Source organism: Pseudoxanthomonas mexicana (genome assembly GCF_001556105.1).
Classification (GTDB): Bacteria; Pseudomonadota; Gammaproteobacteria; order Xanthomonadales; family Xanthomonadaceae; genus Pseudoxanthomonas_A; species Pseudoxanthomonas_A mexicana_A.
This window is the reverse complement of the sequence record NZ_LSIF01000101.1, coordinates 1-25,502: the sequence shown is the minus strand read 5'-3', so window position 1 is coordinate 25,502 and position 25,502 is coordinate 1. Positions and strand designations below refer to the sequence as shown.

General features: G+C 66.5%; 28 protein-coding genes and 1 tRNA gene. 12 read left to right on the top strand and 17 right to left on the bottom strand.

Annotated features, from left to right (window positions below; all coding sequences use genetic code 11):
* The 3 genes from AX730_RS17580 to AX730_RS17570 form a co-directional block, all read right to left on the bottom strand.
* Positions 1-1,060: flagellin (locus tag AX730_RS17580; protein WP_062358502.1), on the bottom strand; the 1,060-nt coding region annotated here is incomplete at its 3' end.
* Positions 1,061-1,395: 335 nt separating this feature from the next.
* On the bottom strand, positions 1,396-1,932 hold the full coding sequence (locus tag AX730_RS17575; protein ID WP_062358501.1) for a hypothetical protein: 537 nt from the start codon (positions 1,930-1,932) through the stop codon (positions 1,396-1,398).
* A 13-nt stretch (positions 1,933-1,945) separates the two neighbouring features.
* The gene (locus AX730_RS17570; RefSeq protein ID WP_062358505.1) at positions 1,946-2,800 is read right to left on the bottom strand and encodes a tetratricopeptide repeat protein; all 855 of its coding nucleotides are present in this window, start codon (positions 2,798-2,800) and stop codon (positions 1,946-1,948) included.
* Between the two features lie 165 nt (positions 2,801-2,965).
* On the opposite strand from AX730_RS17570, the gene AX730_RS17565 reads away from it, so the two are divergent.
* The gene (locus tag AX730_RS17565) at positions 2,966-3,370 is read left to right on the top strand and encodes a hypothetical protein (RefSeq protein WP_062358500.1); all 405 of its coding nucleotides are present in this window, start codon (positions 2,966-2,968) and stop codon (positions 3,368-3,370) included.
* A gap of 111 nt (positions 3,371-3,481) precedes the next feature.
* Entirely contained in the window at positions 3,482-4,435 is a 954-nt protein-coding gene (locus AX730_RS17560) for a helix-turn-helix transcriptional regulator (RefSeq protein WP_062358499.1), read from the top strand.
* Between the two features lie 10 nt (positions 4,436-4,445).
* On the opposite strand, the gene AX730_RS17555 is transcribed toward AX730_RS17560, so the two are convergent.
* On the bottom strand, positions 4,446-5,072 hold the full coding sequence (locus AX730_RS17555) for a TetR/AcrR family transcriptional regulator (RefSeq protein WP_062358498.1): 627 nt from the start codon (positions 5,070-5,072) through the stop codon (positions 4,446-4,448).
* 10 nt (positions 5,073-5,082) lie between these two features.
* Positions 5,083-5,340 carry an acyl-CoA-binding protein gene (locus AX730_RS17550; RefSeq protein ID WP_062358497.1) on the bottom strand — a complete coding sequence of 86 codons (258 nt, stop codon included), beginning with the start codon at positions 5,338-5,340 and terminating at the stop codon, positions 5,083-5,085.
* Between the two features lie 149 nt (positions 5,341-5,489).
* Here AX730_RS17550 and AX730_RS17545 point away from each other — a divergent pair, with 149 nt between their 5' ends.
* Positions 5,490-7,478, top strand: a complete 1,989-nt coding sequence (locus AX730_RS17545) for an SDR family oxidoreductase (RefSeq protein WP_062358496.1) — start codon at positions 5,490-5,492, stop codon at positions 7,476-7,478.
* Between the two features lie 6 nt (positions 7,479-7,484).
* Positions 7,485-8,114 carry a hypothetical protein gene (locus AX730_RS17540; protein ID WP_062358495.1) on the top strand — a complete coding sequence of 210 codons (630 nt, stop codon included), beginning with the start codon at positions 7,485-7,487 and terminating at the stop codon, positions 8,112-8,114.
* A gap of 39 nt (positions 8,115-8,153) precedes the next feature.
* Here the strand turns inward: AX730_RS17540 and AX730_RS17535 are convergent, their stop codons facing one another.
* From AX730_RS17535 to AX730_RS17520, 4 genes are all read right to left on the bottom strand, one after another.
* Entirely contained in the window at positions 8,154-8,576 is a 423-nt protein-coding gene (locus AX730_RS17535) for a group II truncated hemoglobin (RefSeq protein WP_062358494.1), read from the bottom strand.
* 83 nt (positions 8,577-8,659) lie between these two features.
* Complete coding sequence (locus AX730_RS17530; protein WP_198147242.1) at positions 8,660-9,613, bottom strand: restriction endonuclease; 954 nt, start codon at positions 9,611-9,613, stop codon at positions 8,660-8,662.
* A gap of 243 nt (positions 9,614-9,856) precedes the next feature.
* Positions 9,857-10,420, bottom strand: a complete 564-nt coding sequence (locus tag AX730_RS17525; RefSeq protein ID WP_062358492.1) for a phasin family protein — start codon at positions 10,418-10,420, stop codon at positions 9,857-9,859.
* A 93-nt stretch (positions 10,421-10,513) separates the two neighbouring features.
* The gene (locus tag AX730_RS17520; RefSeq protein WP_062358491.1) at positions 10,514-11,758 is read right to left on the bottom strand and encodes a patatin-like phospholipase family protein; all 1,245 of its coding nucleotides are present in this window, start codon (positions 11,756-11,758) and stop codon (positions 10,514-10,516) included.
* A gap of 87 nt (positions 11,759-11,845) precedes the next feature.
* On the opposite strand from AX730_RS17520, the gene AX730_RS17515 reads away from it, so the two are divergent.
* Entirely contained in the window at positions 11,846-12,562 is a 717-nt protein-coding gene (locus AX730_RS17515; RefSeq protein WP_062358490.1) for a DUF8198 family protein, read from the top strand.
* Here AX730_RS17515 and AX730_RS17510 read toward each other — a convergent pair.
* Entirely contained in the window at positions 12,559-12,834 is a 276-nt protein-coding gene (locus tag AX730_RS17510) for a polyhydroxyalkanoic acid system family protein (protein WP_062358489.1), read from the bottom strand. The two genes, AX730_RS17515 and AX730_RS17510, sit on opposite strands and share 4 nt — an antisense overlap.
* A gap of 99 nt (positions 12,835-12,933) precedes the next feature.
* Between AX730_RS17510 and AX730_RS17505 the strand changes: the two genes are divergently transcribed.
* Entirely contained in the window at positions 12,934-13,737 is an 804-nt protein-coding gene (locus AX730_RS17505) for an FHA domain-containing protein (RefSeq protein ID WP_062358488.1), read from the top strand.
* On the opposite strand, the gene msrQ is transcribed toward AX730_RS17505, so the two are convergent.
* Positions 13,706-14,344, bottom strand: coding sequence for a protein-methionine-sulfoxide reductase heme-binding subunit MsrQ (gene msrQ / locus AX730_RS17500; protein ID WP_407071507.1), 639 nt, complete (start codon positions 14,342-14,344; stop codon positions 13,706-13,708). The two genes, AX730_RS17505 and msrQ, sit on opposite strands and share 32 nt — an antisense overlap.
* Positions 14,345-15,313 carry a protein-methionine-sulfoxide reductase catalytic subunit MsrP gene (gene msrP / locus AX730_RS17495; protein ID WP_062358487.1) on the bottom strand — a complete coding sequence of 323 codons (969 nt, stop codon included), beginning with the start codon at positions 15,311-15,313 and terminating at the stop codon, positions 14,345-14,347.
* Positions 15,314-15,459: 146 nt separating this feature from the next.
* Between msrP and serC the strand changes: the two genes are divergently transcribed.
* From serC to aroA, 3 genes are all read left to right on the top strand, one after another.
* Positions 15,460-16,548: a phosphoserine transaminase gene (gene serC, locus AX730_RS17490; RefSeq protein ID WP_062358486.1), complete on the top strand. Its 1,089-nt coding sequence runs from the start codon at positions 15,460-15,462 to the stop codon at positions 16,546-16,548.
* Positions 16,549-16,662: 114 nt separating this feature from the next.
* Entirely contained in the window at positions 16,663-17,814 is a 1,152-nt protein-coding gene (gene pheA, locus AX730_RS17485; RefSeq protein WP_062358485.1) for a prephenate dehydratase, read from the top strand.
* 142 nt (positions 17,815-17,956) lie between these two features.
* Positions 17,957-19,267, top strand: a complete 1,311-nt coding sequence (gene aroA, locus AX730_RS17480; RefSeq protein ID WP_062358484.1) for a 3-phosphoshikimate 1-carboxyvinyltransferase — start codon at positions 17,957-17,959, stop codon at positions 19,265-19,267.
* Positions 19,268-19,455: 188 nt separating this feature from the next.
* On the opposite strand, the gene AX730_RS17475 is transcribed toward aroA, so the two are convergent.
* The 3 genes from AX730_RS17475 to AX730_RS17465 form a co-directional block, all read right to left on the bottom strand.
* Complete coding sequence (locus AX730_RS17475; protein ID WP_062358483.1) at positions 19,456-20,019, bottom strand: energy transducer TonB; 564 nt, start codon at positions 20,017-20,019, stop codon at positions 19,456-19,458.
* 152 nt (positions 20,020-20,171) lie between these two features.
* Complete coding sequence (locus tag AX730_RS17470; RefSeq protein ID WP_157074334.1) at positions 20,172-20,423, bottom strand: hypothetical protein; 252 nt, start codon at positions 20,421-20,423, stop codon at positions 20,172-20,174.
* A 133-nt stretch (positions 20,424-20,556) separates the two neighbouring features.
* Positions 20,557-21,204 carry an energy transducer TonB gene (locus AX730_RS17465; protein WP_062358481.1) on the bottom strand — a complete coding sequence of 216 codons (648 nt, stop codon included), beginning with the start codon at positions 21,202-21,204 and terminating at the stop codon, positions 20,557-20,559.
* A 111-nt stretch (positions 21,205-21,315) separates the two neighbouring features.
* Between AX730_RS17465 and serS the strand changes: the two genes are divergently transcribed.
* Positions 21,316-22,596, top strand: a complete 1,281-nt coding sequence (gene serS, locus AX730_RS17460) for a serine--tRNA ligase (RefSeq protein ID WP_062358480.1) — start codon at positions 21,316-21,318, stop codon at positions 22,594-22,596.
* A 347-nt stretch (positions 22,597-22,943) separates the two neighbouring features.
* Here the strand turns inward: serS and AX730_RS17455 are convergent, their stop codons facing one another.
* A complete protein-coding gene (locus AX730_RS17455; protein ID WP_062358503.1) occupies positions 22,944-23,522 on the bottom strand; it encodes an FMN-dependent NADH-azoreductase in 579 nt (192 codons plus the stop codon).
* 115 nt (positions 23,523-23,637) lie between these two features.
* On the opposite strand from AX730_RS17455, the gene AX730_RS17450 reads away from it, so the two are divergent.
* Both AX730_RS17450 and AX730_RS17445 read left to right on the top strand, forming a co-directional pair.
* Positions 23,638-24,645 carry a LysR family transcriptional regulator gene (locus tag AX730_RS17450; RefSeq protein ID WP_062358479.1) on the top strand — a complete coding sequence of 336 codons (1,008 nt, stop codon included), beginning with the start codon at positions 23,638-23,640 and terminating at the stop codon, positions 24,643-24,645.
* 113 nt (positions 24,646-24,758) lie between these two features.
* A tRNA-Ser gene (locus AX730_RS17445) sits at positions 24,759-24,848 on the top strand.
* 187 nt (positions 24,849-25,035) lie between these two features.
* Here the strand turns inward: AX730_RS17445 and AX730_RS19440 are convergent.
* A partial coding sequence (locus AX730_RS19440) for a hypothetical protein (RefSeq protein WP_232310292.1) occupies positions 25,036-25,502 on the bottom strand: 467 nt, incomplete at its 5' end.

Below are 25,502 nucleotides of genomic sequence, written 5' to 3'. Positions count from 1 at the left end.
CCAGGTTTTCCGAGCTGGTCTGCAGGTTGGCGACCACCGAGGTGAAGCGGTTCTGGATGGCGCCCAGGTCGGCGCGGGCGCCGTTGACCGAGGTCAGGGCCTTGTCCACCACTTCCAGGGCGCGCTGCGCGCCGGCGAACGTGGTGATGTCCAGGGCCTGGACAAAGCTGCCGGCCGTGGCCAGGTCGCCACCGTTGGTGCTGGTTTCGGTCAGGCCCAGATTGGCGGCCGTCGAGATGGTGGCGCCGGTCACGGCAGGGCCACCGAATGCCAGGTCGAACGCCTGGCCGCCCTTGATCCCGGTCAGATTGATGACGCCGGCCTTGACCTCGGCGTAGACGCCGGTCTCGCCCAGCTTGGCGTTCAGCGCGGCGGCCGCGCCCTGCGTGATCGACTGGCCGGCCTTCACTTCGAAGGCACCGATGTCGATGGTCTTGGTGACGCCGCCGCTGGTCGTGGTGACCTGCAGCTGCGAGAAGGTGGTGTCGGCCGTGGCCGCGTCCGCGCCCAGCGCCGTGCCGGTGTAGAGGTTGGCGAAGGTCACGCCGCCCAGCGTCTGGGCGCGGGCGTCGACCACCTTGTCGATGGCGATGGCCTGGCCGGCGTTGGCGCCGACCTGGAACAGCTGGCTGGTGAACGAGCCGTCCAGCAGCTTGGTGCCGTTGAAGTCGGCCTGCTTGGCGACGCGGTCGATTTCGGAGGTCAGCTGCTTGACTTCGGCATTCAGCGCGGCGCGGTCGGACGCCGAGTTGCTGGCGTTGGAGGACTGCACGGCCAGTTCGCGGATGCGCTGCAGGTTGTTGCCGATTTCGGTCAGCGAACCTTCGGCGACCTGGGCCAGCGAGATGCCATCGTTTGCATTGCGCACGGCGACGTCGAGGCCGCGGATCTGGGTGCTGAAGCGTTCGGAAATGGCCAGACCGGCGGCGTCGTCCTTCGCACTGTTGATGCGCAGGCCCGATGACAGGCGCTGGATGGTGGTGGCCAGAGAGGCGCCGCTGGTGCTCAGGTTGCGCTGAGCGTTGAGCGACATCGTGTTCGTGTTGATTACCTGTGCCATGTTCGTCTCCTCTTATTTGGATTCACGGCGTTGAAGGGAAAAGACGCTGCCGGTTTGTTTTGTTGGGCTAGTCGTCTTCGTGTTGCGAAATGAATAACGGCGCTGCCAAAAAAACCTTTAGGGGGTGCGCGAAAAAATGTGCTAGACCGCGGAAAGCCCTGTGGGAACGGCCTTTGCGCCGGATGAGAAAAGCGTGACGTCGTCCCTAAAGAAGGGGCGGAAAGCGCCGCTAAGTGCGCCCGTCCGGCCTGGCAGGCGCGCACACGGTCGCCCCCGGCGGGCGCGAGGTGCGATCAGTGCAAGAGGCAGGTCAAGCGCGCGGCGCGCGCCAACGATTACGGTGTGGGTGTGGGCGTGCGCCAGGCGTCGGCCGGATCGGCCAGCAACGACAGCGACGGCATGCGGTATTCGCAGCCGACCAGCGAGCGTCCTGTCAGTCCGGGATGCTCGCCGGGATAGACAACCAGTGCATGGGCATCGTCGAGCGCACTGGACAGTGGTGCATCCTTGCTGTCTTCAAGCGCACGTTCCAGTTCAGCGGTGGCTTGCTCGATCGGACGATCCACCAACAGCAGCACGCGGTCATCGGTGATGACGACCGCATCACTGCGAAGGCCCCATGCCTGCACGGGTGCTTCGAGACGGTAGAGATCCATCACCGGTGCGCTGTACTGGCGCTCGGTCTGGACGAACTCGGTCGGGCGCTCGCGTCGAAGCCGCGGCAGCAGGCCAGGCAGGTCGGCAGTCGCGGTGCGGCAGCTGAGGGCATCCAGCAGCGTGTCCGTCGGTCCAGCCACAAGCGGTGGCGGCACGGCGGCCGACTGTGCGGATAGCGGAAGGGTCGTGCCGGTCAGCCACAAGGCGATCAGCACGAGCGGGAACGTCCTACTCGATCTGTGCATTCGCGTGGGCGGCATCCAGCGCTTCCATGGCGTCGCGTGGCTTCAGCTTGCCGGCCTTCTCGAACGCCGCCGCGGCGGCGTCTTCCTTCTTGTCGCCATGCAGGAGCAGCAGCACGTTGGCGTATTCGACGTGCGCGATGGGCGAGTCGGGCGTCAGCTTCAGCGCGGTCTTGATGTGCGACTCGGCTTCGCTCGCTTTTGCACCGTAGGTCAGGCCGCCGATCATCGCGCCGATCTTGTCGATGATCTCCGCGTGGTACAGCGCCAGTGCGGTATGCGCCTCGGCGTGCTTGGGTTCGCGTTCCAGCGTGGCGTCCAGGGCGACGCGGACCTTGCCGGCGATGCCCTGCTTGAGCGCCTTGGCGATGCTCAGGCCCTGGCTGTAGCGGCCCAGCGCGAACGCATGGCGGTAATGGCTGTTGGCTTCATCGGGCAGCGCCTTGATGGCGGCCTCCGCGAGCTTGGCGGCCTGCTCGAAGCGCTTCAGCTGTTCGGCCTCGTCCTCCACCAGATACGTGGCATGGATGCCGATGGCCTTGACCGCGACCGAGGTGCCGAGCGGGCCGAGGGCTTCGCCAGCCTCGTAGGCGGCCTGGAAATCGCCGCGATGGAACGCGCGCCAGGCATCCTGCAGTCGTTGGGCGAGGTCGGAGGCTTCGATGCCCTTGGCCGCCTTGCCGGCGGCGGCGATCAGCGCCTTGGCGCGTTTGTCGTCGGGGTAGGGCTCCTGGTCGCCCGCGTGCAAGGCCGGCCAAGCCTTCTTCAAGGCCTCGCCCGCATAGGCATAGCCTTTTGCGTCATGCGGAAACGGAGTCCACTTCGCGGATTTTCCTGCCATCGTTCGTCCCTCCCAGGGTGCCGCGAGCATCGCCGCGAACACCATCCTCAGGCAACCCCTACGCATTCCATCGCGTCAGCGGCCAATAGTGTGATTGCTCGACGCAGGCCGGACAGCATCGCGTCATGGAAGCCGGCCATCGGGGTCGGCATGTGGATTGCCCCCATGGCCGCCAAGAAGAACACCCGCAAGACCCCCGAACCCACCCTGCGCCATGTGTGGCTCGCAGGGCTCGGCCTGATCGCCGTTGCCCGCCGTGAAGCCCTCGCCGCAGTCACCGACGCCGGCGATCGCCTGCAGGCCGCCCGCCAGCAGGCCGAGGCGCTGGCCGGACAGGCCCAGCGCGACGTGCTGGGCCGCCTGAGCGACGTCCGTGAGCACGGCGAAGCCAGCGTGGAGCGCTTCAGCGCCGACGTCGAAGCCCGCCTGCAGCCGGTGCTGGTGAAGCTGGGCCTGAAGAAGCCCGCCCGCAAGCCGGCCACCCGTACCCGCAAGCCGCCGGCTGCCAAGCGCACCCGCGTTGCGCCTGCACGCAAGAAGACAACGACCAAGCGCACACGCCGCGCCTGACATCGCACGCATGGCCTGATCGAACGCCCTGGCTCGCCGGGGCGTTTGCGTTTGGGCAAGGGCAGGCTATCGAGGACAGGATCAGTCCCCAATGGGCGGCATACTGCTTCCATGCTCAGTACCTCCAACCGCCTTCTCCGCCTGCTGTCGTTGATGCAGTCCCGTCGCCACTGGACCGGCGCCGAGCTGAGCCAGCGCCTGGAGGTGGACCGCCGGACCCTGCGGCGCGATGTCGAGCGGTTGCGCGAACTCGGCTATCCGATCGATGCCTCGCCCGGGCTGGGCGGCGGTTATCGGCTCGGATCCGGTTCGGCGATGCCGCCGGTGCTGCTCGAGGACGACGAAGCGGTCGCCGTGGCCGTGGCCCTGCGTACGGCCGCGGCCAGCGTCGGGCGGATGGAAGACACGGCGCTGCGCCTGCTGTCCAAGCTGGATCAATGGCTGCCGGCACGCCTTCGCAAGCGCGCCAGTGCACTGTATTCGGTCACGCTGTCATTGGCCGGCGGCGTGGCCACATCGGACGTGGATCTGTTGCTGCGCATCGCAGGGGCGTGTCGCGACGGCTTCCGACTGCGCATGCAGTACCGCGACCGCAGCCAGCGCGCCAGCGAACGGCTGATCGAGCCGCTGCGCCTGGTGCATACCGGCAGCCGCTGGTATCTGGTGGCGTGGGACCTGAAGCGGGAAGACTGGCGCACCTTCCGCGTGGATCGCGTGCAGGCGCTGCACGATACGGGCACGCAGTTCCCGCCGCGCGAGTTTCCGGGCGATGTCGCGGACTACGTCGCCAAGTCGATCACCCAGCCGTTTACCCGTTTCCAGATCCGGCTGCGGCTGCCGCGCTCCATCGAGGAGCAGGCCACGCGCGTGCCGCCGTGGTGCGGCATCCTCGAGGCCGGCGATGCGCACCATTGCATGCTGGAACTTGGCGCGGAATCCATTGACGCGTTGCTGGCACTGATGGCGTTGATCGGCCCCGACTTCGAGATCATCGACGATCGCGGCCTGCTGCCCGAGTTGCGTGCGGCATCGGACCGCCTGGGCCACGTCCTCGCCGCCGCCTGAGCGGGCCGCGTCAGGCGGTGTAGGCCTGGGTCAGCGTGTTGAGATGGACGCGCTCGGCATCGCGCAGGAATGGCGCCACCAGCATCATCACCTGCACGATGCCCTGGCGGATGGCGGCCTGTTCGTCCTTCTCGCCGCGCGTGGCGGCGTAGTTCAGCCAGAAGGTGGAGATCACCAGCACGTTGGTGGCGGTGGCGGCGAGTTCCGCAGCCGACGCGCGCATCACGCCGGCGTGGCCCATGCCGCGCATCACCGCATGCGCGCTGTCGTCGGCGCGCTTGAGTATGCGGGCGAAGCGCAGCCTGAGGCGGCGGTTGCGACTGAGGATCTCGACCAGGTCGCGGTAGAGGAAGCGGTAGTCCCAGATGCACTCGAACACCAGGTGCAGTTGCAGCCAGATGTCTTCGAGCCCCGGCAGCCGGTCGGTCGGCGGCGTCAGGGCGGCATCCATGCGCTCTTCGTACCGTGCGAAGAGCTGCTCGATGATGTCGTCCTTGTTGCGGAAGTGGTAGTACAGGTTGCCGGGGCTGATCTCCAGCTCGTCGGCGATGTGGTTGGTGGTGACGTGCGGCTCGCCCTGCACATTGAACATCGCAAGGGCGGCATCGAGGATGCGCTGGCGGGTATCGCGCGCCACGTCGGGCCGCTCAGGCGACCAGCTTCTTCACCAGGTCCACATACTTTTTCTGTGCATCCTCCTGCGCCGTGCCCTTGAGCTTGGCCCAGGCTTCGTACTTGGCGGTGCCGACGAAATCGAAGAACCCTGGCTTGTCGCCCTTCACGTCACCCTCGGCGCCCTGCTTGTAGAGGCCATACAGGCGAAGCAGCGTGTCGTTGTCCGGGCGCTCGGCGAGCGTCTGGATGTCCTTGGATGCCTGTTCGAATGCGCTTTTCAGATCTGCCATGGATGATCCCTCCCAGTGATCGAGGCCATCACACCACGGGTGGTGGGGGCGGTCAATCCGTGACGGGATTGTCGAACGTGGGCGGCTCTGGCAAGTTAACCCGCAGGGCGGTCGGAGGGGCTTGCCCACACACCGAGGATTGGGTCGTCATGAGCTATTTCGTCACGGGCGCCACGGGATTCATTGGCCGCTACCTGGTCGGCAACCTCCTCAAGCGCAGCGGGACGGTGCACGTGCTGGTCCGCAAGGACTCGCAGAAGAAGTTCGACGCCATCGCCAAGAAGGCCGGCTGGGACATGAAGCGCGTGTCCGTGGTGCATGGCGACATGACCAAGCCCAAGTGCGGACTGACGCCCGCCCAGTTGCGCACCCTGAGCGGCAAGGTGAAGCATTTCTTCCACTTGGCCGCCGTCTACGACCTCACCGCGACCCGCGAGGCCCAGCAGGCCGCGAATATCGACGGCACCCAGCATGCGCTCGACCTGGCCGCCGCGCTGAAAGCCGGCTGCTTCCACCACACCAGTTCCATCGCCGCCGCGGGCCTGTATCCAGGCATCTTCCGCGAGGACATGTTCGACGAGGCCGAAGGCCTGGACGATCCCTACCTGCGCACCAAGCACGATTCCGAAGGTCTGGTGCGCAAGGAGACGCGCGTGAAGTGGCGCATCTACCGCCCGGGCATGGTGGTCGGCCATTCGAAGACCGGCGAGATCGACAAGATCGACGGCCCGTACTACTTCTTCACCCTGATCAAGAAGCTGCGTGAACTGCTGCCGCCGTGGATGCCGGTGCTCGGTGTCGAGGGCGGGCGCATCAACATCGTGCCGGTGGATTTCGTGGCCGACGCGATGGACCACATCGCGCACAAGCCGAAGCTGGACGGCCACACCTTCCACCTGACCGATCCGGAACCGATGCGCGTGGGTGAAGTGCTGAACACCTTCGCCCGTGCCGGCCACGCCCCAGAGATGACCATGCGGCTGGATGCGCGCATGTTCGCGTTCGTGCCTGGCGGTATCCGCACCGCAGTCGGCAACCTGCCGCCGGTACGGCGATTCATCGGCATGCTGCTGCGCGATTTCAAGATCCCGAAGGAAGTGCTGAAGTTCATCACCTATCCGACGCGCTTCGACAGCCGCGAGACCGAGCGTGCGCTGAAGGGCAGCGGCATCGCGGTGCCGCGCCTGGACGAGTACGCGTGGCGCCTGTGGGACTACTGGGAGCGCCACCTCGATCCGGACCTGTTCGTCGACCGTTCGCTGAAGGGCAAGGTGCGCAACAAGGTGGTGGTGATCACCGGCGGCTCGTCGGGCATCGGTCTGTCCACCGCGCAGCGCGTGGCCGAAGCAGGCGCGACCACGATCATCGTCGCCCGCGGCGAGGAAGAACTGTTCAAGGCCCGCGACGAGATGAAGAAGGCGGGCGGCAAGGTGTTCGCCTACACCGCCGACCTGGCCGACATGGCCGACTGCGACCGGCTGGTGAAGACCGTGCTGGACGAGCACGGCCATGTCGACATCCTGATCAACAACGCGGGCCGTTCGATCCGCCGCTCCATCGAGGCCAGCTACGACCGTTTTCATGATTTCGAGCGCACGATGCAGCTGAACTACTTCGGCAGCATCCGCCTGATCATGGGTTTCCTGCCGAAGATGACCGAGCGCCGCAAGGGCCACATCATCAACATCAGTTCGATCGGCGTGCTGGCCAACTCGCCGCGCTTCTCGGCCTACGTGGCGTCGAAGGCGGCGCTGGATGCGTTCAGCCGCTGCGCGCAGGGCGAGCTGTCGGGCAAGGGCATCAGCTTCACCACCATCAACATGCCGCTGGTGAAGACGCCGATGATCGCGCCGACCAAGATGTACGACAGCGTGCCCACGTTGTCGCCGGAGGAGGCCGCCGACCTGCTGGTCAAGGCCATCATCGAAAAGCCCAGCCGCATCGCCACGCGCCTCGGCATCTTCGCCGCGCTGGTCAATGCGCTGGCGCCGAAGGCCTACGAGGTGGTGATGAACACCGCGTTCGAGCTGTTCCCGGATTCGGCCGCCGCCAAGGGCGACCGCAAGGCGCTGAAGGAAGCGGCGCCCAGCCAGGAGCAGATCGCGTTCGCGTCACTGATGCGGGGCGTGCACTGGTAGTGCCCAATGGCCGGTGTCCGCTTGGCTTCGGTGGCGAAGTGGTGGATCGCCCTGGTGTTGATCGTGACATCGGCGCTGGGGGCCGCGTACCTGTACCGGGCATGGTTGGGAGCGCGCGTGGCGCAGCAATCCGCTGTCGACGAGCTGGCGGCGGAATCCCGGAATGACATGGAGACGCTTCGCGGTTTCATGCGCCTTTCACCAGCGATGCTTGAATGCACGCCTGATGAAACGTCAATCATGCTGGTCGAGATGGGGTGCGGCACCGGCGGTGCCATCCGAGTTCGCCTAGGAAGCGAAGGCGAAGCGGTGTTCGAGGCGAACAATTACTCCTTCTACCGCGTTTCGGGTGGGTTGCATCGGCAGCACCGACTGAGCCTTAGCGTAAGACAGCGGGACCGGCTGCGTGATCTGGTGCATCGATGGCCAAGATCGATACCGGAGGGGCGGCATCATTGCAGTCGGCTTCCGAGCTTTCCGGAGGCGATCGCGGTCTGCGACGGGGGACGCTTTTACGGGATCGACGAGGGTGATGGATGTCCGTCGGATGTTCTCGGTCCCGCAGGTGAGCTGCTAGACGCCCTGGACGCTTCGATCGAGAGAGATCCGTCCGAAGCACCCATCATCTGCCTGTGAGCAGCGCTCGCGGGCGAAAGACGGCGATGAAAGTCGATGCTAAGCGTCCTGAGGATCGGCCCACCGCAACGGCACCGCCTGCAGGTTCCGCATGTGCAACGCCAGCGGCTCGATCCGCGACCACATGAGGTCGCGGAGCTCCGCGTCGTCCACCGTCTCTGTCATCGCGCCGTGGAAGCAGGCCAGCCAGCCGCCGGCTTCTTCCATGCCGATCCGGAATGGCAGGTGGCGCGCACGCAGCATCGGCGCACCGTGCTTCTGGGTGAACAGCGGCGGACCGCCCAGCCAGCCGCTGAGGAACTCGAACAGCTTCTGTTCGCTGCCGTCAAGCGTGGCCGGATGCTGCGCACGCACGGCGGCGGCTTCCGGCAGGGTGTCCATCAGCACGTACATGCGCTGCGTCATCCTGCGCAGGCCGGCTTCGCCGCCGATGCGGTCATAGAGGGTGGGGGCGTCTGTCATGGCGTGAAGGGCGGGATGATCGCCGGATCATCCGCTGGCGAGGGCAGTGCGCACAGCGACCGAACGTCGCGGCGCACGGCCGGTCACATCGTCTTGCACTGTCGCCAGCGCACTGGCTCGCTGCTGCCCGGCGGGGGATTGAGCTGCACGCGGCTCGCGCGCAGGGCCGGATAACGCTCCAGTTCCAGGCAGATCCACGGCCAGACTTCCTTTTCGCTGGCCACGCGGTCGATGCTCAGGGTCAGCCGGGTCTGCCAGACGCCGCGCGTGATGCCCGGGGTCTTCGACAGCGCCTTCAACACGTCGCGCATCTGCGCTTCCAGCTCCGCTTCCGTCGGTTCATGGAAGCTTTCCTGCGGGGTGGACGGGGCCACTGCAGCTGTCGTCTTGGCGCTGGCCGGCACGACCTGGGCAGCCGCCGCAGGAGCATCGGTGGCCGTCGTCGGACGAGTGCCGGACCAGACGGCCATGGCCAATGCCCCTAGCGTGATCGCACCCAGCCAGGAGATGCCTGCATGGCGCTTTGCGCGCGCGGTGGCGTAGTGGGCGATCTGCTCGCGAAGCGAGGGTTCGATGAGGTCGCGGACTTCAGGCCACAGGCGCGGACCGTCGAGCAGCTCGATGTTGGTGCCCTGCGCAGCGTCACGGCCCTCTTTCTCGACCTTGCCCTCGGTGGCAAGGATGCCGCCTTGTGCGGCACCCAGGCGGATGCTGGCCGCGAGTTCCTGGACCGGTGCCGCGGCGATCCGGTAGGCGGACCCGTGCTTGCACGACAGCAACCAGCGCTCGTCGCCCCGGGCGAGCAGGAAGGTCGATTGCGGTTCGCGCGATTCCTGCTGCTCGGGTGTCGCTTCCATCAGGCCACGGCGTGCCATGGCGGCAAGCACGAGCTTGGAGAATTCGCGCCAGCGCAATCCGGAGAGCGCGTGCAGGCCGTAGGACATTTCGTCATGCGGACGGCGGATCAGCCAGAAGTAAACGGTGGCCGCAATGCCGCTCACGAGGGTGACGGCCAAGCCGAGAAGCCAGATAGACATGTAGCGCGGGCGCGTTGTTGTTTTTAGACCCGCGATTCTACCGGGCCAGCCGCTTACGTGTCTGTGACCGGCCGGCCGCATGCCGGATGACGGGCATGGAAAAGCCCGCCAGTCCGAAGTCGTAAGGGGAGGGGAGCAAACGAACTTCGATGGACTGGCGGGCCGGAACGATTGTTACGCCATTGAATGGTGCCGCGCAACAAAAATTCGTTCATGAATACATGCGAATGTGCGAGTGCCGCCTTATGGTGCAGCCTTCTTGCGCGATGCCCGCTTCGCGGGCGTTTTCTTCGTGGCAGCAGGCGCCGGTTTCTTGACGGCGGCCTTGCGCGGACGCGCCGCACGGGCGGGCTTTGCGGAGGGCGCGCCACCGAGCTTGCGCAGTTCGGCATTCAGTGCGTCGACGCGGTCGATCAACGCGGAGAGATCCTCGCGGCTGGGCACTTCGAGCCGGCGCAGGGCGCGGTGCACGCGCTCCTCGAACACTTTCTCCAGGCGATCCCACGTATCCGAGGCGCGTTCCCGCGCCTGGCCGACCGTGGTCTCGACGGCATCGCGCACGGATTGCGCCTTGCCACCCGCCGCCTTGCGGGTGATGTGTTCCAGAGAGAGGCCTTCCTTCACCAGCGTCTCGAACAGCTTGTTGCCTTCTGCCTGGGCGCGTCCGAAGGCACCGACGCCCGCCAGCCATACCTGCTGCGCGGATTCGCCAAGGCGCTTGGACATCTGCTCGGCCTGCGCCTGCAGGTCTTCGTTCTTGGAAGCGGATGCGGTCTTCTTGCGTGCGGACTTCTTCAGCGTGGCCATGGCGTTCCGTCGATGAGGATGTTGGGAGTGCGCGCCAGAATCGATGGCGCGTCTAGAGTTTTCACACCAGCCGGTGATGCGGCCGTGAGCGGATCAGAAGCGACGGGCCGCCCGGTGGCGCGACACCAGTTGGTCGACGTCGTCGAGGGCGCGGCGCAGGCGGGCGGTGGTTTCGGTCATGCGCGGGGTCACGTCCAGCCCGTCCAGGATCGAACGATGGCGGTCGTTGACGATGTCCTCGTTGTAGCGGATGCCATGCGCGGCCAGCATCGGCTTGAGCACGGCGGCGCGCTTGCGCAGGTCGGCCAGCGTGTTGCGATAGGCCAGCTGGCAGACACGGTGGCGCGAGGAAAAGCTGAAGAGGTTGGTGAAGAACAGCTCGCTGTCGTCCGCGTTGGGCTCGAACACCAGCTGGTCGATGTCCGGATACCGGTGCGGGTACTTCTCCATGCCGATCTGCATGCGCGACTGCAGCAACGTGCGCAGCGTCTGCGACAGCACGGCGGGCAGGCCGCCGCTGGCCAGCCCGACCTGTTCGGCCTCGTCCGCCTGCGGGACGGCCTGGTTGGCGTCGAACGGCACCAGCGGATTGATGCCGATCATCAAGTCGATGCCGCGGTCCAGCACGGTGCTCGCGTGCATGGTGCGACGCAAGGCGCCGTCGAGGAAATGACGGCCACCGATTTCCACCGGCGGATACAGGCCGGGCAGGGCGGAACTGGCCTGAACGGCGCGCGAGATCGGGACGTCGTCCCAGCCTTGCTCGCCGAATCGCACCGCCTCGCCGCTGTCCAGGTCGACCGCGACCACGAACAGGTCGGCCTCGAGGCTGCGGAAATCGTTGCTGCGGCCGCGCCGGTTGAAGATGTCGCGCAGGAAGCGCTCCACTTCCTCGTTGTCGAAGATGCCGGTGGGCACCAGGCCGCCGAACCGCAGGAACAGGTCCGACCAGCGCGTGGCGCGGCGGGGATTGCGTACCAGCCGCGACAGCCAGTCGGCATAGAGCCCGGGCAGGCTGGCGGCGCGACGCAGGTACTCGCCGACGTTGGGGCGCAGGAAGGTCTCGGGGCGGAACTCGGCGTCGTCGCTGGTGCCGGTGATGAAGATGCGGCACATCTCGGCCGTGCCCATGCGGTTGGCCAGCCCGGCGGCGAGGAAGGCGCCCGAGCTGACGCCCACGTAGCAATCCATCCGGGTCAGGTCCAGGCCGTCCAGCGCCTCGTCCAGGGCGCGCAGCGCGCCGAGCTCGTACATGCCGCCGATGGGGCCGCCACCGGCGATGGCCAGGCCGATCTTGCCGTTGTGGCCGCGTTGCCGCGCACTGTGGATCGAAAGCATGTACTACCCGTGGTGACCTTGCCGCCCGAGTGTAGCCGACCGGCCTGCGGGTTGCGGTGGTCGCCATGCGCCGGGATCATGCGGCCCATGGCACGAATGAATCCGCTGATCGAACGCGTCGGCAGGCGTCTGGCCTGGCACCAGGCGATACACGACCCGGCGCGCGACCCGCGCAACCGGCTGCGCTGGCTGCCCGAGGTGCGGCGCTGGCAGGCCGGGCGCCTGGAGGACAGCTTCGCGCACTTCCTCAGCGACCCGACGCGGCGGGCGGCCGCCATGTTCTTTCTGACCGACGTCTATGGCGACCACGATTTCAGCGGACGGGATGCCAACGTCGCCAAGGTGATGCCGATGATGCAGCGCCTGCTGCCCGGCGCCGTGCTGGAAACCGTAGCCCATGGCATCGAACTGGGCGTGCTGACCCACGCACTGGACATGCGCATGGCCGAGGCGCTGCACCGGCTGGCGCCGAACCGCCGCAAGCTGGATGCCGACCTGTACGGCCAGGCGTATCGGGAGGTGGGCCTGCCGCGGCTGCGCCGGCACCAGATCGACCTGATTGCGGAGGTCGGCGTGGGCCTGGCGCGCGCCGTGAAGACCCCGGGCGTGGCCACGCTGCTCAAGTTGTCGCGCGGTCCGGCCAAGGCGACCGGGCTGGGCGAACTGCAGGGCTTCCTGGAGCGCGGTTTCGCCGCCTTCGCAGCGCTGGGCGACGGCAAGGCGTTCGTGCGCGACATCGAACGCGCGGAGCGCGCAGTGTCCCGCCGGCTGTTCTCGGGCGACCCGGATCCGTTCCGCGACTAGTCGAACTTCTCGCTGAGCACCCGGCGGATCTCGGCTTCGATCGGGCCCTTCATCGCCGACAGCAGGAAGCCAAGGCTCGCGGTGACCCGCAGCTTGTCGGCCAGCAACGCGATCTTGCCGTCCACGCCGGAGCGGCTGAAGTTCAGGGTGTCGCCGTCCCAGCCGTACTCCATGTCGAAGCGCTCGGCCAGTTTTTTCGCGACGCCTTCGATGGCCTTGCGCGCCTGCGCAGGCGTTTTGGAATGCGGGTGCTGGATATCGATGCTGGCCATGCGCGGACTCCTGTGACGTGAAGCTATTCTGCGCGGCACCGCAGGAAGATGCCAAGCCGGGGCTGCCTGCCGTGCGCCAACCTGCTAGGCTCGCGTCGCGTGCAGAACCTCAGACTTCATTTCAGCAACCGCCCCGCGCCGGACCGGCCGCTCACCACCGGTGTGCACCGTATCGTGCGCGAAGCCGCGGGCACGATCGGTGTCGGCGATGCCTTGCAGGGCGCCTTGCTCGCCCAGATCTGCGTGGACCGGCGCGGCCTGTGGTTGCAGGTGGCCAACGGCATGCGCGGCGTGCACATCAACGGCCGTCCGGTAAAGCGCATGGCGGTATTGCGGTCCGGTGACGCGGTCTATGTGGAAGGGGTGGAACTGCTGCTGCAGTCGGGTTACGCATCGGCGTCGGACCTGCGCGACAGTGATGCCGGCCAGGGCGACATGCGGGTCGTGCTGCGTGGCCTGGGTGGCAAGTACCACGGCAGGAGCGTGTCGCTGGAGCAGCCGCGCGTCGTCGGTCGCGCGCGTGATGCGCACATCCGGATCGACGATCCGGCATTCGCCGAGCGGCACGCCCGATTGGAGTTGCGTGGCGATCGTGTCCTGCTGCGCGACCTGGGGTCGTCCGAAGGCACGCGGGTCAACGGCGTCGTGGTGCGGGATGCGCTGCTCGCGGCGGGCGACCAGATCGTGTTCGATGCCCAGCATCGTTTCGTACTGGAAGTGCCGTGGGCGCCGAGCGCAAAGTTCGAAGAGGCCGGCGCTGCGAACGATGCCGGGGCGGCATCCGCCGAGCGCATTGCCGAGGTCAGGTCCGGATCGTCAGCCTTGCGCTGGCCGTGGCTGCTGCTGGCTGCGTTGCTGATGGCGGGCGCGCTCAGCGCGTTGCTGCTGTTCGGCGCGGGCTGAACTTCTTCCACGCACGCCAGCCCAGCAGGGCCGCCAGGATGGCTGCGTACAGCAGCGGCTCGCGGATGTCGGACTTCACCAGCCACCAGAAGTGCAGCACGGCCAGTACGCCGATGGCGTAGACCAGCTTGTGCAGCTGGCCCCAGCGGCGGCCGAGACGGCGCATCCAGCCCTGGGTGGAGGTGATCGCCAGGGGCACCAGCAACAGCCAGGCGGCGAAGCCCACCGTGATGTACGGCCGTTTGATGATCTCCTCGAAGATCTGCATCCAGTAGCCGCGCAGGTCCAGTCCCAGGTAAACGCCCAGATGCAGCGTGGCGTAGAGGAACGCGTACAGGCCCAGCATGCGGCGGAAGCGCAGCAGCACCGCTTGGCCGGTCAGCTGGCGCAGCGGTGTAACCGCCAGCGCGATCATCAGGAAGCGCAGCGCCCACAGGCCGGTGCGATGTTCGATTTCCGCCACCGGATCCGCGCCCAGCGCGTCGCTGCCGGTCTGCCAGACGTCGTAAAACTGCCACGCCAGGATCGTCAGCGGCGTCAGCGCCAGCGCGTGCACCGCCGCTTTCGCGGCAATCAGGCCAGTGGATGGCTTTCGTCCCGGCGCCACTCAGTACCACTTCTTCAGGTCGAGACCGCTGTACAGCGATGCCACCTGGTCGGCATAGCCGTTGAACATCCGGGTGGGAATGCGTTCGGCGAACAGCTTGCTCTGGGTGCCGGCGATGCGCCGCTCGGTCTTCTGGCTCCAGCGCGGGTGGTCGACGTTCGGGTTGACGTTGGAGAAGAAGCCGTACTCCGACGGTTGCAGGTCGTGCCAGGCCGTCTCCGGCATCTTTTCGACGAACTTGATCTCCACGATCGACTTGATGCTCTTGAAGCCGTACTTCCACGGCACCACCAGCCGCAGCGGCGCCCCGTTCTGCTGCGGCAGCGGCTTGCCGTACAGGCCGGTGGCCAGCAGCGTCAGCGGATGCATCGCCTCGTCGACGCGCAGGCCCTCGCGGTACGGCCAGTTGATCGAGCCGTAGCGCACGCCCGGCATCTGTACCGGGTCGGCGAGGGTGGTGAAGGCGACGTACTTGGCCTTTGAGGTCGGCTGGAACTTCTTCAGCACCTCGCCCAGCGGCACCCCCAGCCACGGGACCACCATCGACCAGCCCTCCACGCAGCGCAGGCGGTAGATGCGTTCTTCCGGTTTCAGTCCCTTCAGCAGATCCTCGAGGGCGATGCGGCCGGGCTTGGCGCATTCGCCGCCCACCACCACCGACCAGGGCGAAGTCTTCAGCGTCTTGCGTGCGTTCGACGGATCGGCCTTGCCGGTGCCGAACTCGTAGAAGTTGTTGTAGGTGCTGACGTCCTCGAAACGCGTCAGTGCTTCGTTGGTCCGGAACCCGGACCGCGCCTGCTCGGGCGTGACCACCGCTTTCGGCGGCGCGGGCGGTTCGGCCTCGGCGCAGCCGGCCAGGGCCAGCGCGGGCACCGCGGCGAATGCCTGCAGCAGGCGCCGGCGCTCGAGGTAGACGCGCTCGTCGGTGATTTCGGAGGCGGAGATCCGCAGGGCATCGCGCAGGGACATGGGGTATTCCTCTGGGGGCGGCACTTCGACCCGGTGGCGCTGTGCAGGGTAGTACGCAGCCGATGAAGAAAAGGATGCGGCCGCGCTGGTTGCCCCTGCAACTGATGCACTGCGGCATACTAGGGATTCATTTTTCCGGGTGCCCCATGACGCGCGCGTTCAACTTCAGTGCCGGTCCCGCCACGCTGCCCGAATCGGTATTGCGGCAGGCCCAGGCCGAGATGCTCGACTGGAACGGCATCGGCGCGTCCATCGTGGAAATCAGCCACCGCAGCCAGGACTTCATCGCGGTGGCCGCGCAGGCCGAAGCCGACCTGCGTGCGCTGGTCGGTATCCCGGACGACTACGCGGTGCTGTTCCTCTCGGGCGGCGCGACCACCCACCAGGCGCTGCTGGCGCTGAACTTCGCCGCGCCGGGCCGGGTGGTCGACTACGTGGTGACCGGGCACTGGGGCAAGACCGCGATCAAGCAGGCCAGCCCCTACTGCACGGTCAACATCGCCGCCGATGGCGAAGCTGGGGGCTTCCACGACATCCCGGCACGCGACACCTGGCGGCTCACGCCCGATGCCGCCTACGTACACATCACCGCCAACGAGACCATCCACGGCGTGGAGTTCCGCGGCGACACGCCGGACGTCGGCAATGTGCCGCTGTTCGCCGACTTCAGTTCGTCGATCGCCTCAGAGCCGCTCGACGTATCGAAGTACGGCGTGATCTACGCCGGGGCGCAGAAGAACCTCGGCCCCGTCGGCGTGGCGGTGGTCATCATCCGCAAGGACCTGTTCGAGCGCGCCGGCCAGCCGCGCGCCGACATCTTCGATTACCGCTCGCATGCCGCGCGCGACTCCATGCTCAACACGCCGCCGACCTGGAACTGGTATCTGGCCGGGCTGGTGTTCAAGTGGATGCTCGCGGAAGGTGGCGTCGCCGAGTTCGCCCGCCGCAACGCGGTGAAGTCGTCGCTGGTCTACGGTGCGATCGACGCCTCGGGCGGCTTCTATCGGAACGACGTGGCGCCTGCGGCGCGGTCGCGGATGAACATCCCGTTCTTCCTGCCCGACGATACGCTCAATGCGCGTTTCGTGGCCGACTCCAAGGCGGCCGGCCTGCTGGCGCTGAAGGGCCACAAGGCCGTTGGCGGCATCCGTGCCTCGCTCTACAACGCGCTGCCGGTGGAAGGCGCGCAGGCGCTGGTGGATTTCATGCGCGATTTCCAGCAGCGCAACGGATGAATAGCCCTCATCATCCCTATGTGGGAGCGACGTAAGTCGCGATGAAGCGTTACCGGTAACCTTTCGCGACTTACGTCGCTCCCACAGGGAGACGACGGGACTACGGAAAATCCCATGGCATCAAAACCCAGCAAGCCCAAGAAGACGGCCAAACCGTCGGCTATCAAGAAGACCGAAGCGCTACCCGCACCGGCACTGTCCGACGTGCGCGCCAAGATCGACGGCATCGACCGCCAGATCCAGTCGCTGATCGCCGAGCGCGCTGTCTTTGCGCACCAGGTCGGCAAGGCCAAGGGCAAGCTGGCCGCCGCCGTCGACTACTACCGGCCCGAGCGCGAGGCACAGGTGCTGCGCATGGTGGTGGACCGCAACGAAGGTCCGCTAAGCGATGAAGTGCTGGTGCATGTCTTCCGCGAGATCATGTCCGCCTGCCTCGCGCAGCAGGAGCCGCTGAAGATCGGCTACCTGGGCCCGGAGGGCACCTTCAGCCAGCAGGCCGTGCTGAAGCATTTCGGCCGGTCCGCGCATGGCCTGCCGCTGGCGAGCATCGAAGAGGTGTTCCAGGAAGTGGCCAGCGGCAACGCCGATTTCGGCGTGGTGCCGGTGGAGAACTCGGGGCAGGGCACCATCCAGATCACGCTGGACATGTTCCTGACCTCCGACCTGAAGATCTGCGGTGAAGTCGAGCTGCGCGTGCACCAGTTCCTGATGTCGCGTACCGGCCGCATCGACGACATCGAGCGCATCTACGCGCACCCGCAGTCGTTCGCGCAGACCGCCGGCTGGCTGCGCGCCAACCTGCCGAAGGTGGAAAAGGTGCCGGTGTCGAGCAATGCCGAAGGCGCGCGTCGCGCACGCAGCAACGACGACGCGGCCGCCATCGGTGGCGAGAGCGCGGCGCACGTGTATGGCCTGAAGAAGGTCGTCATGAGTCCGATCCAGGACGACAAGGACAACACCACGCGCTTCCTGGTGATCGGCCGCAGCCTGTTCCCGCCGTCCGGCCATGACCGCACCTCCGTGCTGGTCTTCATCCACGACAAGCCCGGCGCGCTGTTCGACGTCCTCAGCCCGTTCGCGCGCCACGGCATCAGCATGAACCGCATCGAGTCGCGCCCGTCCCACCATGCGAAATGGGAGTACGGCTTCTTCATCGACCTGGCCGGCCACATCGACGACCAGGCGATGAAGCAGGCCCTGGCCGAACTGGAACAGCATTCCGCGCAGATCAAGGTGCTGGGTTCGTATCCCGTCGCCGTGCCGTGATGAAAGCCCTTCCCCTGCTTGCGGGGGAAGGTGCCCGAAGGGCGGATGGGGGCGAACCGGGCGTGCCTGGCCGCGTTCCGTACTCGCCCCCACCCCAACCCTCCCCCGCAAGCGGGGGAGGGGGCAAAACCCGAGAAACGCAATGAGCACCACGCAAGACTGGATCGCTTCCGCCGGCCAACCGCTGCGCGGCACCCTCGCTATCCCCGGCGACAAGTCCGTGTCGCACCGGGCGGTGATGTTCGCCGCGCTGGCTGATGGCACGTCGACGATCGATGGTTTCCTCGAAGGCGAAGACACCCGCGCCACCGCGGCGATCTTCTCGCAGCTGGGCGTGCGCATCGAAACCCCGTCGCCGTCGCGCCGCGTCGTGCATGGCGTCGGCGTGGATGGCCTGACGGCCGCGGAAGGCGAACTCGACTGCGGCAATGCCGGCACCGGCATGCGCCTGCTGGCGGGCCTGCTGGCCGCGCAGCGTTTCGACAGCGTGCTGGTCGGCGACGCTTCGCTGTCCAAGCGTCCGATGCGCCGCGTCACCGGTCCGCTGTCGACGATGGGTGCTCGCATCGACACGCAAGAAGGTGGCCTGCCGCCGCTGCGCATCCACGGTGGCCAGCCGCTCACCGGCATCGACTACACGCTGGAAGTCGCCAGTGCGCAGGTGAAGTCGGCGGTGTTGCTGGCCGGTCTGTACGCCGATGGTGAAACCGTCGTGCGCGAGCCGCATCCCACCCGCGACTACACCGAGCGCATGCTCAAGGCCTTCGGCGTGGACATCGACTTCTCGCCCGGCTTCGCGCGCCTGCGCGGTGGCCAGCGCCTGAACGCCACAGACATCGCGGTGCCGGCCGACTTTTCGTCGGCCGCGTTCTTCCTGGTCGCGGCCAGCATCATCCCCGGCTCGGAACTGCGCCTGCGCGCGGTGGGATTGAATCCGCGCCGCACCGGCCTGCTGCAGGCGCTGCGCCTGATGGGCGCCGACATCACCGAAGAGAACGCCAGCGAACATGGCCGCGAACCGGTCGCCGACCTGGTGGTGCGCCATGCGCCGCTGCGCGGCATCGCCGTGCCCGAGGCGCTGGTGCCGGACATGATCGACGAGTTCCCGGCGCTGTTTGTCGCGGCCGCTGCAGCGGAAGGACCGACCGTCGTCACCGGCGCGGCCGAGCTGCGGGTCAAGGAATCCGATCGCCTCGCCGCGATGGCCAATGGCCTGCGCACGCTGGGTATGCGCGTGGACGAAACGCCGGATGGCGCCACGATCTTCCCCGGGCCGCTGCAGGGCGGTGTGGTCGACAGCCATGGCGACCACCGCATCGCGATGGCCTTCTCCATCGCCGGCCAGCTGGCGAAGGGTGAAGTGCGCGTCGGCGATGTGGCAAACGTGGCGACGTCGTTCCCGAACTACGATGCGTTGGCGACAGGCGCCGGTTTCTCGCTGCGCAAGGCGTAATCGGCTGACAACGTGGGTGTGATGTGGGAGCGACGTAAGTCGCGATCACCCACCTCATGACGGCTTCGCGACTTACGTCGCTCCCACAAAAAAAGGCTTTGCCTTACGCCACAGAAAAGGGGGACGCCTTGCCCGCGTCCCCCTTTCCTTTCCTCGTCAGCTCCGCGTTCGGAGCGTGGTGATGCAGGTTAGATCGGCTTGAAATCCACCGGCACCTTCACGCTGGTCGCGATGGCCTTGCCGTTGCGCATGGCCGGCTCGAAACGCCACTGCTTCACGGCGCTCAGGGCCGCACGGTCGAGATCACGCTCGCCGCTGCGTTCGACCACGCTGACGTTGACGGGATTGCCCTGGGCATCCACCTCGGCCAGCACCACGACGGTGCCGCCTACGCCGGCGCGCAACATCGAAGCGGGGTATTTCGGCTCGGCATTGCTCGCCAACGGACGCGCGTCACGACTCACGGCCGCCTGACGGGGCGCTGCACGTTCGTCTCGCTCACGGTTCGCGCTGGCGGTCGCGCGGTCCTTGGCCGGTGTCGTCGCTGCAGGCTCTTCGATCACGGTGCCGGGCAAGGTGGCGACGGGTGTTTCGACGGGACCGCGTGACTGGCTCCACCAGATCAGGCCGCCGGCGGTGACGGCGAAGGCGAGCAGCATCAGCAGCACGGGTGAGGTGGAGCGGCGCGGCTCGACCGTGGTGTCTTCCACGGTGTCCGTGGTGCGGTATTCGTTATTGATGGACGTCGACATGTGAACCTCCGTTTCGCGTTGTGGGTTCCGCGTTGGAACGGTGCCGAGTCTTTGCGCGACGATGTTTGCGATGCGTGATTGAGCGATGAAGCGAGCCGGATTGAGTTCAGGTAGCGGAATCGGCGTTCACATGCGTGCATGCCATGTGTAGATCAGCGATCGAACAGCGCCATCAACGCCATCAGTGCTATCACGGCGGCGACAGCAAGCCATGTCAACGGGAATGCGCAACCGGAGTGCGACGGTGCATCGGGAGATTCGCCTTGTTCCAGCTCGGCGATCAACGCGTCGACCGCATCGTCCTGCACGCGTCGGTACTCGGTGTCCCGTAGGCGGACGTCTGCGTCATGCAGATAGAACATCACGATCTTCGGAAGATGCATATCCGGGAAGCGTTGCTGCATCCATGCGTTGAAGGCGGGCACGGTGGTCGCATACCAGACCTTCAGGTCCGCTTCCCTGGACGGGCTTGTGGATCTCAGACGCCGCAGTTCGTCTGCGATTTCGCGGAGTGCCGCATGGTGATCGCTGAAGGCATCACCGTATCTTGAAGTCGATCGGCACGGTCACCGCGCCCGGCACCGGCTGACCATCGTGTTGCGCCGGCTGGAAGCGCCAATCCCGTACCGCCGTCAGCGCCGCGCGATCCAGGTCGCGCGAGCCGCTACGTTCGGCGACCTCGACGGACGTTGGCACGCCATCTGCGCCTACCTCCACGCGCACCATCACGGTGCCTTGCTCGCCGGCCCGCATCGCCGCCGGCGGATAGTCTGGCGGCCGACTCTGACTGGAAATCGGCACGGGCACCTCGCCGGGGGCCAGCGCGACCGGTGCTGTCGGTGCCGTCGTATCGCCCGGCGTCGCGGGCAGCGGTGTTTCGGAGACCGGGGCCGGCATCGGCGCTTCTTCCACCAGCTGCGGACGCTCCTCGGCGGCGGGACGCGGTGCCGGTTCTTCCATGCCGCTGGCGCCTGCGCCGGTGGACAGCGGTTCCGGCAATGCCTCGATCGGCAGCGGCTTGCCCGGTGCGGTCGCCTCCGGGGTGTAGAAGCCGTCGTCGCGGCCCGCCCACCAGACGATCAGGAACAGCAGCAGCCCGATGCCGAAGGCGATGCCGGCGTTGCGCAGGGCGGTGCGGGGCAGGCGGAAGGTGAAGTGCGGGTCGTGCGGTTGCTGGGCCGACATGGGAGTCACCGGAAAAGTCGCGCCGATTCTTGCACAGCCGCGGTTAACCGCGCGGGCAGGCGGTCGCAGATGGGCGATAATGCCGGCTTCCCACGCCAGACTGCTGTTTCCATGCTCGATCCCGTCCTGCTCCGCACCCAGCCCGCCGAACTCGCCCAGCGCCTCAAGGAGACCCGCGGTTTCGACCTGGACGTGTCCCGCATCGCCGACCTCGAAGCCTCGCGCAAGCAGATCCAGAAGCGCACCGAGGAACTGCAGAACCTGCGCAACACGCGTTCCAAGGCGATCGGCCAGGCCAAGGCGAAGGGCGAAGACGTCGCCGCGCTGATGGCGGAAGTCGCCGGTTTCGGCGACGAGCTGAAGGCCTCGGAAGTGAAGCTGGACGAGATCCGCAGCGAGATCGAAGCCATCGCGCTGGGCATCCCGAACCTGCCGCACGCCAGCGTGCCGGTCGGCAGCGACGAGGCCGGCAACGTCGAGCAACACCGCTGGGGTACGCCGCGCAGCTTCGACTTCGACGTGAAGGATCATGTGGAACTCGGCGCCCGCCACGGCTGGCTGGATGCCGACACCGCCGCCAAGCTGTCCGGCGCGCGCTTCACCGTGCTGCGCGGCCAGCTGGCGCGCCTGCACCGTGCACTCGCGCAGTTCATGCTCGATCTGCACACCAACGAACACGGCTACGAAGAGACCAGTGTTCCCGTCATCGTCAACGCAGACTCCATGCGCGGCACCGGCCAGCTGCCGAAGTTCGAGGAAGACCTGTTCTCCACCCAGCTGGGCGAGCACACGCGCTACCTCATCCCGACCTCGGAAGTCCCGCTGACGAATACCGTCCGCGACGAGATCCTCGACGACGCCCGCCTGCCGCTGCGCATGACCGCGCATTCGATGTGCTTCCGCTCTGAAGCCGGCAGTGGCGGCCGCGACGTGCGCGGCATGATTCGCCAGCACCAGTTCGAGAAGGTGGAGCTGGTCTCCATCGCGCGCCCGTCCGAGAGCTACGACGAGCAGGAGCGCATGACCCGCGCCGCCGAAACCGTGCTGGAGAAGCTGGGCCTGCCCTACCGCCGCATGCTGCTGTGCACCGGCGACATGGGCTTCAGCGCCACCAGGACCTTCGACCTGGAAGTCTGGTTGCCGTCGCAGGACACCTACCGCGAGATTTCCTCGTGCTCCAACTGCGAGGATTTCCAGGCCCGTCGCATGCAGGCGCGCTGGCGCAACCCCGCCACCGGCAAGCCGGAGCCGGTGCACACGCTCAATGGGTCCGGCACGGCCGTCGGTCGCTGCCTCATTGCGGTGATGGAGAACTACCAGAACAGCGATGGCTCGATCACCGTGCCCGAGGCATTGCGTCCCTACATGGGCGGCGCCGAACAGATCGCCTGATGTTGCTTGTCCCTTCTCCCCGCTGGTGGGGAAGGGCGTTGATCCCTTCTCCCCGCAAGCGGGGAGCGTGTTGATTCCTTCTCCCCGCAAGCGGGGAGAAGGTGCCCGAAGGGCGGATGAGGGGCAGCTCTTCGCGGAGTACCTCAGGTGCCAAGCCCTCGCTTATCGAACGCTAGGCCTAGGCGGACCGTCTCAGCGTCCATCTCCGTTCGCCCCTCACCCACCCTTCGGGCACCCTCTCCCCGCTGCGCAGGGCGAGGGGAGTCATCCAGGCTTCTTCGCGTCACCCAAAGAAAACGGCCCGCTTGCGCGGGCCGAACGGAGAGGAGCGGGTGGTGCTTGTGGGGTCAGGCGGCTTTGCGTAGCGGGGCCGGGATGCTGGCCAGCGCGGCTTCGATGGCCTGCGTCTTGTGCTCGGGCGAGTAGGCCACGCGCTCGGCGCGGATGAATTCCACGTCGGTGATGCCGAGGAAGCCGAATACCTGCTTCAGGTACGGCGCCACGAAGTCGATCGCGGTGCCGGCGTATTCGCCACCGCTGGCCTCGGCCACGATGACCTTCTTGCCGCCGGCCAGGCCGACCGGGCCGTTCTCGGTGTACTTGAAGGTGCGGCCGGCCACGGCCACGCGGTCGATCCACGCCTTCAGGGTGGACGGCACACCGAAGTTGTAGCGCGGCACGCCCAGCACGATGACGTCGGCGGCCAGGAACTGCTGCATGGCGGCCTCGCTGGCTTGTGCGGCGGCGGCATCGCCCCCACCCAGTACGGCATTGGTCAGGTGGGCCAGCGGGTCGGCGTCGAGGTCGCGGTAGGTGACCTCCAGCCCGGGCACGCTGTCCTGCCAACGGGCTACGATGGCGGCGGTCAGTTGTCGGCTGACGGAGTTGGCGGCCAGCGCGCTGCTGTCGATGTGCAATAGTTTCACGGTGGTACTCCAGTCGGACGCGGCCAGTGCCGCCTTGGAAACCACTGTAGGTCGTTGCATTGGTGGGATAAACCTGATCTAACGTCACTGATTGTTCTATAGGCGGAATTATTTCATGCAGCACGACCTCAACGACCTCTACTACTTCGCCATGGTGGTGGACCACGGTGGCTTCGCCGCGGCCGAGCGCGCCCTGGGCATTCCCAAGTCCCGCCTGAGCCGGCGCATCAGCCAGCTGGAGACCGACCTGGGCGTGCGCCTGCTGCAGCGCTCGACGCGCCGCTTCGCCGTCACCGACGTCGGCACCAGCGTGCACCGCCATGCGCAGACGATGCTGGCCGAGGCGCAGGCCGCCCGCGAAGTGGTCGACCGCCTGAGTGCGGAACCGCGCGGCGTGGTGCGCGTCAGCGTGCCGGTGGCGGTGGCGCAGATGCAGCTGCCGAAGATCCTGCCGGCCTTCCTCGACAAGTACCCGAAGGTGCGGCTGCAGCTGCACGTCAACAACCGCCGCGTCGACATCATCAACGAGGGCTACGACGTGGCCCTGCGCGTGCGCGCCAAGCTCGACGACGACGGCAGCCTGGTGATGCGCAGCTTCGGCCAGATCCAGGAACTGCTGGTCGCCAGTCCGAAATATCTCAACCGCGCCGGCCGCCCGAAGGTGCCGGAAGACCTGGCCGAGCACGTGACGCTGAGCATCAGCGAGGACGAGGCACGCCAGCGCTGGGAGCTGCATGGTCCGAACGGCGAGGTGCGCCGGATCGAGTTGAATCCGCGCCTGGCGGGCTTCGATTTCCCGCTGCTGCAGTCGATGGCGAAGGATGGCTATGGCATCACGCTGCTGCCGGAGACGGTGTGCGCGGAGGCGGTGCGCAAGGGCGAGCTGGAGGTGGTGCTGCCGGAATGGAGCCTGCCGCAGGGCATCTGCCATGCGGTGTTCGCGTCGCGCCGGGGGCTGTTGCCGGCGGTGCGGGTGTTCATCGATTTCCTGGCCGAGCACCTGCCGCAGCAGATCGAGTCGTCGCGGCTGGATTGTGGTGGCGCCTGTGCGGAGGCGAAGGAGAAGGCCATCGCGATGGCGATCGACAACACCAAGGCCGCCAAGGTGAAGAAGGCCTCGTAGGCCACGGCCGCGGGGTTCGTGCGAAAATGCCGTCCGGCCTGCAAGGGGCCGGGCGCGCCGCCGGGCTAGGGCGGCGATGTTCCGCGACGGGGTCGCGGGCAGTTCCAGAAAACGGAGAGATGGCCGAGCGGTTTAAGGCAGCAGTCTTGAAAACTGCCGTAGGTGTAAGCCTACCGTGGGTTCGAATCCCACTCTCTCCGCCAACATAGTCTCGAATCCCTCGTAGTTGGGTTCGGACATGTGCGATATATCTTGTACCCTACTTTGTTCCCCGCTCAGTACGCTGCCCCTCAAGGCGCGTCACGAGGCGGAAGGCTTAATAGTGAAAATGCTTCTTCGAGCCTAGTCGGCGAAACACCCTGTCTACCTTGGTCGCCGTCCATCTCACTATCAGTTGAGGACATAGTTGGACGCTAGTGATAATTCGCCGAGTTGTGCATATCTAGATAGTCGCATCGTGAGTGATTTGTCGGACGTCTTACTCTTGGTAAGCCATTTGAGTCTTCGAATCAAGAGTGGAAGGCAATAGCCTTTGCCAGACGGCAATACTATATGGGCGAGGTCAATAAGATTCGCTCTCGCAAGCAATTCTTCCATCTTCGCATCGAATACGCCGGCGTTGGTTTTGGCGTCAGCCGCAATTCTTATCTCTTCTACGGCTTGTTCAATTTTAGCGTCGCTCAAGGCGCCATCGCCTCCGCTGTAGAACTCCTCAACACGCCGCGAGCAGGTCTTGATTCCAAGTTCAAAGAACTCATTGCAAGCGTAGGCGACAGATAGCCGGACTAACTTCGAAGCCGTGCGACGTCCCCCCGCTTTTGAGTAGCACGCCGGTTTGGAGTCCAATTCCCCAACCC